This window comes from Nocardia donostiensis (genome assembly GCF_002081715.1).
GTDB lineage: Bacteria > Actinomycetota > Actinomycetes > Mycobacteriales > Mycobacteriaceae > Nocardia > Nocardia donostiensis.
The window spans coordinates 1-13,707 of sequence record NZ_MUKP01000043.1; the positions used below are offsets into that span (position 1 = coordinate 1).

The window sequence follows — 13,707 nt, forward strand, 5'->3', positions numbered from 1 at the left end:
AACAGCAGTAGCGGCGGCAGCACCAGCGTGGTGAACAGCCCGCGCAGCCGCACGGCGAGCACAGCCGCCAGACAGCCGATCACATACATGGTGGAGAACGAACCGGTGAGCTCGCTGCCGTCGCCGAGAAGATCGATCAGGAAGCCCAGGAAGGTGAAGGCAACCGCGATCAACACGGCGGCGCCGGCCGAGACGCCCGGGACCGTCGGCAGGATCGAACGTTGCGGCGCGGGCACCCTGGTTCGCACGCGTTGGGAAGCAGCCACGTAGGGAACACTATCGTCCGCGACGCTTCTCGGTGTTACGGCACGGCCGCTGATCCCATGATTCCCGGCCTCGAAACAGGACTCCGGAATCATTGATAGCTGCTATGACGCGAAAGTGGTAGTGCCCACCGGGATGCCGAATCGGCATGAACGACGGGCATGCTGCCCTGGATCACCTACACCATCGGCGCCGTCACATCGAGTACACAGAACACGCGTGTCGCAGAACACCCCCGGCGTGTCCCTGAAGATCGCCGAGACCTGATTGCCTCTGCCGGTGGCTTGGCTTACCGTTCGCGACATGCGAATCCTGCACACCTCGGACTGGCATATCGGCCGCACCTTCCACGGTGTCGATCTGCTGCCCGACCAGGAGCGGGTGCTGACCGCGATCGCCGAAATCGTCGCGGCCGAAGCGGTGGACGCGGTGGTGTTGCCGGGCGACGTGTACGACCGGTCGATTCCCAGCGCGGACGCGATCGCGGTGTGCAATCGGGGATTCGAGGCCATCCGGGAGGCGGGCGCGCAGATCGTCGCCACCTCCGGCAATCACGATTCCCCCGCGCGGTTGGGTGCGGGAGCGAGTTTCGCAGCCGCAGGCGGGCTGCATCTGCGCACCACTATCGCCGCCGCCGACCGGCCGGTGCGGCTCACCGACGAACACGGCGAGATCGCCTGCTACGGCATCCCTTACCTGGAGCCGGAGGTGGCGCGCGGCGAACTCGGTATCCCGCGGGCCCGTTCGCATGCCGAAGTGCTCACCGCCGCGCTGGAGCGGATCAGGGCCGATATCTCGCGCCGTCCCACGGCGCGGACGGTGCTGCTGGCGCACGCATTCGTCGTCGGGGGTCAGGCAACCGGGTCGGAACGCTCCATTTCCTCCGGCGGAGTGGAAACCGTGCCGTTGAGCATGTTCGACACCGGCGAATTCGACTATGTGGCGCTGGGGCATCTCCATTCGCCGCAGACCTTGGCCGAGTCGGTGCGGTATTCCGGTTCGCCGCTGCCGTATTCCTTCGGTGAGAATTCGCATCGTAAAGCGGTGTGGATCGTCGATCTCGGCGCCTCCGGTTTGCAGGAGGTGCGACGGCATGAGCTGCCGCTGGTCCGCGGGCTGAGCCGGCTCACCGGGACCTTGGACGAACTGCTGAACGACACCGAATACGAGCAGGTGCGCAACCACTATGTGTCGGCGACGTTGACCGATTACGCTCGGCCCGTCGATGCCATGCGCAAACTACGGGAGCGTTTCCCGTATGCGGTGCATGTGGAATGGGAGCGTCCGCAAGGCAACCCTGAACTGCGGTATCGAGAGCGGGTGCGCGGGCGAGGAGATACCGAGGTGGCGCACAGCTTCCTCACCGATGTGCGCGGCGAACCCAGCCCCGCCGAGATGGCGTGGATGGAGCGTGCCATCGCCGCGGCGCTGCGCGACCCCGGATCCGCCACCGCCGCCACCGTTGCGGGCCCAACCGCATGAGGCTGCATCGGCTGGAGATGGTCGCGTTCGGCCCGTTCGCCGAAACCACCGTTGTCGACTTCGACGCGCTCGGCGCCGACGGACTGTTCCTGCTGCACGGGCAGACCGGGGCGGGTAAGACCACGGTGCTCGATGCGATTGCGTTCGCGCTGTACGGGCGGGTGCCGGGTGCGCGTGGGGAAAGTAAACGGCTGCACTCCGATCACGCATCCCCGCAGACCCCGCCACGTGTGGAGCTGGAGGCGACTCTGGGGGGCCGCCGAGTGCTGTTGACCCGAAGCCCCGAATTCGAGCGCCCCAAACTCCGCGGCACCGGAACCCGTATCGAACAGCCCAAAGCCGCATTGGCGTGGCTGGACGGTCAGGGTGAGAACCTGTCCCGCATCCCGGATATCGGCGAGGTAGTCACCCGGCTCCTGGGGATGAGCGCCGACCAGTTCTTCCAGGTCGTACTGCTACCGCAGGGTGATTTCGCCCGCTTCCTGCGTGCCGAGAACGAAGAACGCGAAAAACTGCTCGAGAAGCTGTTCGAGACCCAGCGTTTCGGCGCGGCCGAGCAGTGGCTGGCCGAGCGGCGCCGCGCCTCCGAGGCCCAGCTCGCCCAGCACAGCCGCAATGTGGAAAACCTGATCGTGCAGGTCGCCGTCACCGCCGGTATCGCGGCCACCGAAACCGTCGGCCCACTGGAAGCCGTCGAATGGTCGCAAGACCTGCTCATCGCCGCCCGAGCCGAGCTGTCGACAGCGACCGCCGAACTCGAACTCCGGCGCAAGGAATCGACGCATGCGGATGCCCTGGCCGAAGAAGAGCGCCGGTCGGCCGAGCTGCGCCGCCGCATGGCAGCGGCACAGCAGCAACTCGACGAATACGCCGCCACCGCCGACCGCCGCGCCGCCGACGAGGCCGAACTAGACCGAGCCCGCCGCGCCGCCCCGATCGCCGCCGCCTTGGACGAAGCCCGCACAGCAGTGCGAGCCGCGCGCCACCGCGACAACGAGACCGAGCGCGCCGCACTCCGCTTACGTCGACTGGTCAGCGAACCCGCGAGCCGGGACATTCCAGGTGTCGAGCTCGTCCAGGCCACAGTCGGCGCGGATGAAAACGCAACGAGCACCGCCGAGCGCTCCAGCGTCGAAACGCCGCTGAACAGCGCAGTAGCAGCCGCCGGCAACGCGGTGGGTACGAAGGAATCCGACAGCTCCGGAGTCAAGCCCGTTGGCGACGATGCTCAGGACGCTGTCGCCGATAGTGCTGTGGGTGAGCGAGATTCCCGCGACGCCGACCTCGATGCGTCGATCCGCCGATGGAGCGCCCATCTCGGCACCCTCGACGAGGTCCGTGCAGATGCGACCGCCGCGCAGCAGCTGAGCGCGGAGCTGGCGGAGTTGCGTGCCGAAAACGCCGAGCTGGGCGAGGTTTCGGTGCGGTTGACCCGGCGGCGTGCCGAGCTGCCGCAGTTCGTGGCCGCCGCCGAAACCCGGTCGCGGGAAGCGTCGGAGGCGAGTGCGGCGCTGCCCGGGCTTACCGCGGATTGCGAACGTCTACAAGCTGCCGCGAGCGCCGCCGTCGAGCTCGCCAAGCGCCGCACCGCCCTCGACCACGCAAGGGTCGAACTGGAAACCGCTCGCACCGCCCACCTCGACGCGAAGGAACGGGTGCTACAGCTGCGGGAACGCAGACTGGCGGGGATGGCAGCCGAACTGGCGGGGCGCTTGGCCGAGGGGCAGCCGTGTACGGTGTGCGGGTCGGTCGACCATCCCGACCCCGCTCGCCCCGCACCCAGCGCGGTCTCCAAGGACGCCGAGGACGCGGCCGCCGCCGAAGAACAGGCCGCAGAGGCGGTCAGGGACCGTGCCCTGGCCACGATTACCGGTATCGAACGCGATATCGAGGCACTGATCGCCCGCGGCGGCGATACCGACCGGGTCGAACTCGCCGCGGCTCTGCGCACCGCCACCGACCGCTACACCGATGCCGCCGACCTGGCCGACCAGGTGGAGTCCGCGGCCGCCGAACTCACCCGGCTGCGCGCCGAGGAATCCCGCCTGCACGACGAACTACGCGCCACCGAAACCACCCGCGGAACCATCACCACCCGCATTGCCGCCGCCGAAACCCGGCTGCACGAACTCGACGGCCGCCTCCGCGCTGCCGCCGGAGCCGACCAGGCCATCGATCGCCGCCGCAACCGCCTCGAATCCCTGATCGCCGCCGCAACCGCCCTCCGCGACGCCCGCGCTGCCGCCGCCTCGGCCTGGGCGCAGGCGATCACCACCGCCCAGAGGGTGGAAAAACTCGCGCTGGAAGCCGGTTTCGTTCCCGATGCAGTCATCGCGGCGAGCGAAGCCGGAACACGCCTGGGGCAGCAGCTCGACGGTGATCCTTCACATCAGAGGACCTCGGACCGGCACAGGACGGAACAGGCAGGCAGCGCACCGACTGCTTCGCCCGAGAAAGCCGCCCGCACGCTGGAGGCACACGGCGAACGGCGATGCGGCACGGACCCGGCCGCACGTTTGCTCTGGGGTGACGAGTCGGGCTCGGCGTCCGCCGTGTCGCAGGAAGGGAACGCGGCTGGTGCGCCGACTCCGGCGACGCGGCCGGCTCGGCGGATACATGCCGATTCACCGTGGCAGGAAGTCATTGCCCTACTGGCCGAGTACGCGAAGGTGATCGCCGAGGCATCACGGCCCGCGCAGCGGTTGGAACAGTTGGAGGAAGCCCTGCTCGCCGCCGACCGGTCGCGCGCACATGCGGAAGCTGTGCTGGCCGAGCCGGAAATCCAGGCTGCGGCCGCGACCGAGCCCCGTGACCTGGCTGCTCTGCACGAAGCGGTGCGGGTGGCTCGAGCAGACCTGGATGCCGCGGTGGCGGCCCACGCTGAGGCGTCGGCGCGGGTTAGTGGCCTGGAGGAGTTGAGCGGTCAGCTGTGGGCGGCGGTCGATATGGTTGCGCCCGCTCAACGCCAACACGAGGAGCTGGCTGCCCTGGCCGAGGTGGTCGCGGGCCGGGGCGCGAACAACCGTCGCATGTCGCTGCGCTCCTATGTGCTTGCCGCCCGGCTGGAGGAGGTGGCGCTGGCCGGTTCGGTGCGGTTGCGCCGCATGTCCGGTGGCCGCTACGAATTCGTGCACACCGACAAAGCGGGCCCACGCGGTCGCCGCGGCGGGCTCGGCCTCGATATCCGGGACGATTACACCGGAGCGATCCGTCCCGCCAAAACACTCTCCGGCGGCGAAACATTCATGGCGTCATTGGCTTTGGCGCTCGGCCTGGCCGATACGGTTGCGGCCGAATCCGGCGGCGTCGTCCTGGATACCCTTTTCATCGACGAAGGCTTCGGCGGCCTCGACGCCGACACCCTCGACGCGGTCATGGGCGTCCTCGACGAACTCCGCGCGGGCGGCCGCGTCGTCGGCATCGTCAGTCACGTCGACGAAATGCGCCAGCGCATCCCCAGCCGCCTCCACGTCATCCGCGGCCGCACCGGTTCCCACCTCCGCGCCACCGTCGCCTGACGCCGCCACTCCTCGGGTATATACTATCTGCGGGGATCGTATATGGAGGCAGTGATATGACGAAGCGGTTGATCGATATAGACGACGATTTGCTGGCCACTGCTCGGCAGGAGCTGGGCACCACGGGTGTTTCCGACACGGTTCGCGCTGCCCTGCATGCGGCAGCGGTGGCGGCTGCCCGAGCCCGCCAAGTGGAATGGCTGACAGAAGGGGGCATGGAGGAAATGGCGGATCGAGAACACCGGGATCAGGTGTGGCGCTGATCGCGCGGTATCTGATCGACACCAGTGCGGCTGCCCGGATCGGTAATGCAGATGTGGCCCGGCAACTCGTCCCGTTGATAACAGGAGGGTTGGTGGCGACCTGCGCCACACTCGACGCCGAAGCGCTCTACAGCGCCTGCAGTCCTGCCCACTATGAGCAGTTGCGTGCTGATCGGCGCGCCGCCTATGAATACCTTCCGGCCGACGACGAGCACTGGCAGCGCGCATTCGCCATTCAGCGGGAACTCGCCCGCATCGGCAAGCATCGTGTAATGGGTATGGCGGACTTGCTCACTGCTGTTCTGGCTGTCGAACATCGACTCGTGCTCGTTCACTATGACGCCGACTTCGAATCGGTCGCCGCGGTCACCGATCTGCATCACCGCTGGGTGGCCCCGCGAGGCAGCCTCTAGCTATGCCTCATGGTCGAGCAGCCACTGTTTGGCGGGCAGTCCCCAGCGGAAACCGCCGAGCGTGCCGTCGGTGCGCACGATGCGATGGCAGGGCACGAACAGGGCGGCGGCATTACGGGCGCAGGCATTGGCGGCGGCGCGGGTGGCGGCGGGACGGCCTGCGCGGGCGGCGAATTCGGTGTAGGTGAGCGGGCCACCCGCGGGGACTGCGCGCAGCACCTGCCAGGCATGCTGGAGGAACTCGCCGGAGTGCTGCCGGACCGGGACGCTGTCGACGGCGGTGAGGTCGCCGCGGTGATAGTCGATGACGGCGCGGGTCACCGCGCCGAGGGAATCGCGTTCACGCAGCGTGTCCGGCCGCAGGGAGGTGTGGACGAGGCCGCGCAGGGCGTCCGCGTCGGCAGTCCAGCCCGCGGCAAGTACCGCGCCGTCACCGTCGACGAGGGTGGTGAACGGGCCGATCGAGGTGGAAACGGTGGCGAAATCCGCGGTGCGCACGGCGGTTTCGGCAATAAGTGTGGTGGTCATCGGGAACTCGCTTTCGATTTGGTGGCGGTGGTCGTTGCTGCGGCGGTGCGGGCACTCAGCGCGGTATGCCACAGCTGCATGGACAGATAGGAGCGCCACGGCGCCCAGCGGCCGGTGTCGGTCAGGTCTATATCGAGCAGGGTTGCGCCCTGACGGACCACCAGGTCGGTGCTCAACAGGATGTCGGGGTCGGCCAGCAACCGCATGGTCACATAGTCGGCGGTCCACGGCCCGACCCCGTCCAAGGCCAGCAGATCGCGGCGCAAATCCACGGCTGTGCGACCCTGGTGCAACACCAGGTCGCCGGAGGCCAGCGCCTCGGCGACGGCGATGATGGAACGGACCCGGCGAGCCGGACCGGTCAACACTTCCGCGCCCCGCTCGGCGATGGCCTCCGGCGTCGGGAACAGCCGCGGTACCGCACCATTGGACAGATCACCCAGCGCGGACACCAGCCGCGAGGTCTGCTTGGCCGCGGCGGGAAGGGATATCTGCTGGCCGATCATGGTGCGCAGCAGCAACTCCGCTGGGTCCAGGCTGCCCGGCACCCGGATACCGGGGAGGAAACGCCCGCGGCCAGGAGAGTTGTCGTCGACACCCAGCGCTTCGTCGATACCCACCGGGTCGGCGTCCAGATCCAGGAAATGCCGCAAGCGTGCCACGGTGGGCGCCAGGTCACGCATATCGTGTAACGCCAGCTCGGCCCGCACATGGTCGCGCTGGAAGCCGATGCGGATCGCGGCGTGACCGTGCGGTGTGCGCAGGTTCCGGGTGTAGCAGCGATCCTCCCAGAGTTCGAGCCCCGGCACCGCGTGCGCGGACAGGAACCACTCCATCCACGCCTTGTCCAGCGGCTCCCGATAAGGCAGGCGCAGGGACAGGGTGCCGTTGGTGATCGGGGCGGATCGCCCGTTGGCGCGGCGGACTTCGGTGCGCATGGTGGTGGGGCTGACCGCGAACACCTCGCGCACCGTGTCGTTGAACTGCCGGATGCTGGCGAACCCGGCCGCGAACGCGATATCCGACATCGGCATATTCGTGGTCTGGATCAGCAGCCGCGCGGTGTGCGCGCGATGAGCCCGCGCCAATGCCAGCGGCCCGGCGCCGAGTTCGCTGGTCAGCACCCGGGTGAGCTGGCGTTGCGAATAGCCGAGCGTGGCCGCCAGCGCGGGTACGCCGCCGCGTTCGATCACCCCGTCGCCGATCAACCGCATAGCGCGTGCGGCCAGATCGGCGCGGGTATTCCACAGTGGCGAGCCCGGTGCGGCGTCCGGCAGGCAGCGACGGCAGGCCCGGTAGCCCGCCTGCTGTGCCGCGGCCGCGGTGGGGAGAAACGTGACGTTCGCGCGTTTGGGCGTGATCGCCGGACAGGAAGGGCGACAATAGATCCCGGTGGTCCGTACCGCCGTGAAGAACTGCCCGTCGAAACGGGAGTCGCGGGTGGAGACCGCGCGGTAGCAGCGTTCGAAATCCAATGCCGTCAACGTCACGTCAACCACAATTGCAGCTGACCACCAGGCGAAGCTAGCGGAAAACAGCCATATGCACCTATGATCTTGCGGCTTCAACCATGCCGCGTCCAGCCGTCAGCAGCAGCGGCTGGCGGGGTTGCGTTCCGCGTCGGCGTACCGCTCACGCCAGTACTCCCGCTCGCTAGGCACCGGACAGCCCGGATGCGTGCGGCGCCGGGACTGCACATATCGCTGGTAGTCACGCCCACCGAGGACGGAATCGAACCACCAGACGACTCCCCGCGCCACCCGAGCCGCCGCATCCGGAATCCGCCGCCACAACTGTCGGCGGTGCCCGGCCGACTCGCGTGGCCACTCCGGCACAGACCGGTGCACCATAGCCTCCTGCCTTTCCGATGGGCTCCCGAGGCTTCCGGCCGCTGTCGACCTGTCGGAGATTTCGCCGCCCAGGTCAACCGAACAGCTGGGCGCGGCAAAGCGCGAGGTCACTGCCGTGCCTCCGCATGCGCTGCTCCCGGCACCTGCGCCTCGCCCTTCGCGAAGAGTTCATCCCATTCCTTCTGTACATCCTTTTCCGCAGCGGTGGGGAAGAACCCGCTCGGCGCGAAGATACGCGACGGCTCCTCCGGTGACTCAGTGGTTTCTGCGGACCCGGAACGCCAGGCCCGCCAGCACACCATCAGACCGGCCGCCACCACGATCAGCACCAACACCGCGAACACGATCGACAGCGTGCCCTGGATGAAGGTGTTGCGCACCACCGCGTCCACATCATCAGGTGTTTTCGCGGTCAGGCACAGCTCACCGGCGTCGCGTGCTGCTGTGCAGATGCTGTGCTGTTTCCAGTACCCGACCTGCGGGTCGCCGGAGAAGATCTTCTGCCAGGACGCCGTCATCGTCACGACAAGGTCGAACACCAGGGGCACCGCCGCGAGCCACGCCCATTTCCGCAGACCCTTCTTCACCAGGATGGTGACCACGACAACCAGCGCAATCGCGGCGAGCAGCTGGTTGGCGATACCGAACAGCGGGAACAACGCGTTGATACCGCCTAGCGGGTCGGTGACACCCATCAGCAGAATCGACCCCCACGCCACCACGACGACAGCCGAGCAGATCCAGGCGCCGACCCGCCACGACGGGTCCTTGAACCTACGCGCGGGGCCGCCGAAGTTGCCCAGCGAATCCGACAGCATGAACCGTGCGACACGGGTGCCTGCGTCGATGGTGGTGAGGATGAACAGCGCCTCGAACATGATCGCGAAGTGGTACCAGAACGATTTCATGCTCGCGCCGCCGAGGAACTGGTGGAACACCTCGGCAATGCCGACGGCCAGGGTGGGCGCGCCACCGGTGCGGGAGATGATGCTGTCCTCACCCACATCGGCTGCGGCCTGGCTGAAATCGTCGGGCGTCGCGGGCGGGCCGGACAGGCCGAGGCTGTTGGTGTAGGCGGCGGCGGTTTCCGGGGTACCGCCGGTCGCGCCGAGTGGCGCGTTCATCGCGAAATACAGGTGCTGGTCGATGATGGAGGCGGTGATTATCGCCATCACGGCGACGAACGACTCCATCAGCATGCCGCCGTACCCGATCATCCGGGTGTGCGATTCCTTCTCCACCAGCTTCGGCGTTGTCCCCGACGACACCAGCGCGTGAAAACCGGACAGCGCACCGCAGGCGATGGTGATGAACAGGAACGGGAACAGGCTGCCCGCGAAGGCGGGGCCTTCCCCGGTGCGCGCGAATTCCGATACCGCGGGAGCCTGCAACACCGGCAGCGTGACCAGGATGCCGACAGCAAGCAAGCCGATGGTGCCGATCTTCATGAACGTCGACAGGTAATCGCGCGGGGCCAGCAGCAGCCACACCGGAAGCACCGAGGCGAAGAAACCGTAGGCGATCAACATCAGCGAAATCGTTACCGGGTGGAAGGTGAACCAGCCCGCCCAGGTCTCGTTCTCCGACACCCAGCCGCCCGCGATAATGGCCAGGATCAGTAGCGCGAACCCGATCAGTGAGATCTCACCCACCGCGCCCGGCCGCAGATACCGCAGATAGACGCCCATGAACAGCGCGATCGGGATGGTCATGGCGATGGAGAACATGCCCCATGGGCTGTGCGCCAGCGCGTTCACCACCACCAGTGCGAGCACCGCGAGCAGGATCATCATGATCACCAGCACGCCGAGGATGGCGGCGATGCCGCCGATCGTGCCCAGTTCGTCGCGGGCCATCTGCCCGAGGCTGCGCCCGCGTCGTTTCATCGACACCCACAGCACCAGGTAGTCCTGTACGGCCCCGGCGAACACGACGCCGATGATGATCCACATGGTGCCGGGCAGATAGCCCATCTGCGCGGCCAGCACCGGCCCGACCAGCGGTCCCGCGCCTGCGATGGCGGCGAAATGGTGGCCGAACAGCACCCGCCGGTCCATCGGCAGATAGTCCTTGCCGTTGTCCAGGATCTCACCCGGTGTCGCGACGTCGTCGCGCGGTTTGACCACCTTGTACTCGATGAGCCGGGCATAGAACCGATAGGCGATGATGTAGGTGCACAGCGCGGCGATCACGATCCACACCGCGTTCACCGATTCGCCGCGTGCGATCGCCAGGATCGACCAGGCGACGGCTCCGAGAACTGCTACACCGGCGAAGATCGCCTTTTTGGTGGGGGTGATCGGGGACCGATCGACCACGCCGACGGGCGGCAGGTCCGGGTCGGTCCGCAGATATTCGGTTGTCGCCATCTGCCTACTCTCCTGTGAAACGCGCGCCGATCATGCGGACACACCCGTCAACGTAACCGATCAGCTACCGCCGCCGCGCGGATTCTTACTCTGCGGACTGGTGTGCGATACGTGCCGGTCACGTGTGTCGGCCGTCTCCCATGACGTTGCCGCAAGTATGCTGCCATGCGGTCCGAGGCGTAATGCGTCTGCCCCGAGGAGGCCGGTGTCCGAACCCGGATTGCCCCGTGTACCGGTTGAGTTCTCGTCTGTTCCGGTGCGCAGGCGTGCGGTGCTCACCTCAGCGCTGGCGGCTCCGCTGCTGGTGGGCGGGTGTGGCCGCGACGATGACGCGCTGACTTTCTTCTTCGGCGCCCGCCCCGAGGAGGCGCGGGTGCGGTTGCGCATCATCGAGGAGTTCAGCAAACATCATCCGGATATCCGGGTGCGCACCATTGTGGCCGGGCCCGACCCGTTGCAGCAGATGCTCACCTACTGTGCGGGCGGCGCCTGCCCGGACGTCCTGATGGCGTGGGAGTTGCTGTACGCGGGACTGGCCGACCGGGGGGTACTACTCGATCTGAACCAATTCCTCGACCGCGATCCCGCGTATGCCCGGAGATTGCGGGCTGACAGCTACCCCGAGTTGTACGACACGTTCGGTTACGCGGGTGGTCAGTATGCGCTGCCCGAGCAGTGGTCGGGTGTGTTCCTCTACTACAACCGCCAACTGTTCGCCGACGCGGGCATCACCCCGCCGCGCCGCTGGGATCAGGCGTGGAGTTTCGCCGAGTTCCTCGCCGCAGCGCAGGAGTTGACCAGCCATGCCGGACCGCGACCGCAATGGGCGTTCACCGACGCCTGGGTGCCGTATTTTTCGGCCGCGTGTTTCGGGATGAACAACGGTGTCGAATGGTTCAGTCCCCCGGTGTCACCCACCAAGGCCAACCTGGACGATCCTCGGTTCGCCGCCGGATTCCAGTTCTATGCCGACCTGGCGGTACGGCATCGCGTCGCGCCGCGAGTGGCCGATCAGGAGTCGGTGTCATCGCACGATCTGTTCCGCAGTGGCCGCGCCGCGATGATCCTCGGCGGTCACTGGCTGTATTCGGAGTTCGCCGGCCGCGACGACCTCGACATCGACCTCACCGTGCTGCCGGTCGGCCCGCACGGCGGCCCGGGGGCGGTCACCGACGTCGGCTGCACTGGCTTGGCGATCGCCGCCGAGAGCCCACGCGTCGAACAAGCCTGGGAATTCGTCAAATTCGTTACCGGGCCGGTCGGCCAGCGCATCATCGCCGCATCCGGTTTGTTCGTCCCCGTCCTGAAGTCGGTACTCGACACCTCGGGTTTCGCCGCCGCCCACCGCCATATCGACAACCTCGCCGTGCTAACCACCGGCCCCGCGCATTCTCGCCCCCTCCCGGTCACCTCGCACTGGGGCAAAGCCGAAGCCCTCCTGCGCCGCCACGCCGACCGTGTCCTGCGCGGCGCCGCACTCGCCACCTCGTTCGCCGGCTCTCCGACCTCCGAACTGGATGCCCTGCTGAGGCAGGAGATGCACCAGTGATCGGCCTACCGTCGCGCCCACCAGTAGACAGCAGACGTCCCTTCCTTGGACACGGTCCCGCGGCGCGGCGAGTCGAGCCGGCTACGAGTACACGCATACACCCGGTGCCTGAGGCATCCGGTGCGCTGTGGGGAGCCGACTCGCCCGCGGCGAGCGAGCAGAACGCCCGGCGTTCCTTGTGGGCCGATGCCGTGGCAGCTGCGGTGCTGATACATGAGGAGATCGCCTGATGTGCCGCCCATTGTTGCGACCGCTGAGCAGGGCCCCGCTTAGTCGTTGTTCGAGGGCGGTGGCACGCGGATGCGGACATTGCCGCAGTGGCGGCAGGCGCACCGACAAAGCCGTCCACCAGGCGTGGCAAACCTGTCGGCTCCGAACGAGAACTGGCCGATGACGTGCCGGAGCGGTCGATGGGGAGCAGACCGGTGACGCGCATGGCGCACCGGGATCCTGCTGGCCGCCGAGCCGGGCACTCGCCCGCCGGGGCCCGTGCTGTGCCGCCGGATATGCCGAATGCTCTGGGGCTGCGATGGGTGCGGGGCAGGCGCCGCGCTGCGGCGTTCGCTGGTGGGCGCAGTGCGCTGGCCTGGCGGCGGGAGCGGGCCGGGTGGGGATTCGTGGGGCCGAACCTAGCGGCCGTGGCGGTATTTCTCCTGATTCCGCTGGGGGTATCGCTGTATCTGAGCTTCTTTTCGTGGGATCTGTTCAGTCCGCCGCGGTTTGTGGGGCTCGAGAACTATCGGCGGCTGTTCGGTGTCGATCCGCTGTTTCCGATTGCGGCACGCAACACCATCCTGTTCACGGTGCTGACGCTGGTGCCGACGGTCGCGATCGGGTTGGGTGTCGCCGCGCTGCTGAACCGGAAACTGGCTGGTATCGGGTTCTTCCGCACCGTGGTGTTCCTTCCGCTGGTCGCCTCGACAGTGGCTATGGCGGTGGTGTGGCGGTTCATGTTCAACACCGACGACGGACTGCTGAACCTAGGGTTGGGATGGTTGGGTATCGATCCGGTGCCATGGCTGATCGACCCGAACTGGGCGCTGGTGTCGTTGAGCGTGGTCACCGTGTGGAAAAGCGTCCCGTTCGCGACCGTGATCCTGCTGGCCGCGATGCAGGGAGTACCGCAACAGCTCTACGAGGCCGCCCGTATCGACGGGGCAGGGCCGTGGCGGCGGTTCCGGTCGATCACGGTACCGCTGATCCGGGGCCCGCTGTCGTTCGTTTTCGTCATCACCGTGATCAACTCGGTGCAGGCATTCGACCAGGCCTACGCCCTGACCGGCGGCGACGGCGGCCCCGAAACCGGCACCTACCTGTTCGGCATCATGCTGTTCCAGCACGCCTTCGGCTTCTACGAGGTCGGCTACGCTTCCGCGCTGGCCTGGGTGATGTTCGCGATCCTGTTCGTGCTGACGCTGCTGCAACTGCGCTTTGCCCGGCGCGGGACGGAAGAGATATGAGCGCAACCGCC

At 67.4% G+C, this 13,707-nt stretch carries 12 protein-coding genes; 7 read left to right on the forward strand and 5 right to left on the reverse strand.

The annotated features are described in order from the left end of the window. The coding region (locus tag B0T44_RS21570) for a DUF6542 domain-containing protein (RefSeq protein WP_368026138.1) at nt 1–266 on the reverse strand (266 nt) is incomplete at its 3' end. Between the two features lie 301 nt (nt 267–567). Between B0T44_RS21570 and B0T44_RS21575 the strand changes: the two genes are divergently transcribed. Genes B0T44_RS21575 through B0T44_RS21590 form a run of 4 tightly spaced genes read left to right on the forward strand, consistent with a single transcriptional unit; the run spans nt 568 to nt 5,940 of the window. Then, entirely contained in the window at nt 568–1,746 is a 1,179-nt protein-coding gene (locus tag B0T44_RS21575; protein WP_077114607.1) for an exonuclease SbcCD subunit D, read from the forward strand. After that, a complete protein-coding gene (locus B0T44_RS21580) occupies nt 1,743–5,264 on the forward strand; it encodes an AAA family ATPase (RefSeq protein ID WP_077114608.1) in 3,522 nt (1,173 codons plus the stop codon). The genes B0T44_RS21575 and B0T44_RS21580 overlap by 4 nt, the downstream gene beginning before the upstream one ends. Before the next feature lie 56 nt (nt 5,265–5,320). Further along, a complete protein-coding gene (locus B0T44_RS21585) occupies nt 5,321–5,527 on the forward strand; it encodes a DUF2191 domain-containing protein (RefSeq protein ID WP_077114609.1) in 207 nt (68 codons plus the stop codon). Further along, nucleotides 5,518–5,940, forward strand: a complete 423-nt coding sequence (locus B0T44_RS21590; RefSeq protein WP_077114610.1) for a PIN domain-containing protein — start codon at nt 5,518–5,520, stop codon at nt 5,938–5,940. Before B0T44_RS21585 ends, B0T44_RS21590 begins: the two co-directional genes overlap by 10 nt. Here the strand turns inward: B0T44_RS21590 and B0T44_RS21595 are convergent, their stop codons facing one another. The 4 genes from B0T44_RS21595 to B0T44_RS21610 all read right to left on the reverse strand — a co-directional run bounded on the left by B0T44_RS21595 (nt 5,941) and on the right by B0T44_RS21610 (nt 10,687). Then, complete coding sequence (locus B0T44_RS21595; protein ID WP_077114611.1) at nt 5,941–6,468, reverse strand: methylated-DNA--[protein]-cysteine S-methyltransferase; 528 nt, start codon at nt 6,466–6,468, stop codon at nt 5,941–5,943. After that, a complete protein-coding gene (locus tag B0T44_RS21600; protein ID WP_077114612.1) occupies nt 6,465–7,958 on the reverse strand; it encodes an AlkA N-terminal domain-containing protein in 1,494 nt (497 codons plus the stop codon). The genes B0T44_RS21595 and B0T44_RS21600 overlap by 4 nt, the downstream gene beginning before the upstream one ends. A gap of 96 nt (nt 7,959–8,054) precedes the next feature. Then, nucleotides 8,055–8,228, reverse strand: coding sequence for a YbdD/YjiX family protein (locus tag B0T44_RS21605; protein WP_425436781.1), 174 nt, complete (start codon nt 8,226–8,228; stop codon nt 8,055–8,057). Between the two features lie 197 nt (nt 8,229–8,425). After that, a complete protein-coding gene (locus B0T44_RS21610; RefSeq protein ID WP_077114613.1) occupies nt 8,426–10,687 on the reverse strand; it encodes a carbon starvation CstA family protein in 2,262 nt (753 codons plus the stop codon). 205 nt (nt 10,688–10,892) lie between these two features. Here B0T44_RS21610 and B0T44_RS21615 point away from each other — a divergent pair, with 205 nt between their 5' ends. From B0T44_RS21615 to B0T44_RS21620, 3 genes are all read left to right on the forward strand, one after another. Continuing rightward, nucleotides 10,893–12,236 carry an ABC transporter substrate-binding protein gene (locus tag B0T44_RS21615; protein ID WP_254854116.1) on the forward strand — a complete coding sequence of 448 codons (1,344 nt, stop codon included), beginning with the start codon at nt 10,893–10,895 and terminating at the stop codon, nt 12,234–12,236. A gap of 104 nt (nt 12,237–12,340) precedes the next feature. Beyond that, nucleotides 12,341–12,466, forward strand: a complete 126-nt coding sequence (locus B0T44_RS28245) for a hypothetical protein (protein WP_254893706.1) — start codon at nt 12,341–12,343, stop codon at nt 12,464–12,466. A gap of 351 nt (nt 12,467–12,817) precedes the next feature. Then, nucleotides 12,818–13,696, forward strand: a complete 879-nt coding sequence (locus B0T44_RS21620) for a carbohydrate ABC transporter permease (protein ID WP_077114761.1) — start codon at nt 12,818–12,820, stop codon at nt 13,694–13,696. Nucleotides 13,697–13,707 lie beyond the last annotated feature (11 nt).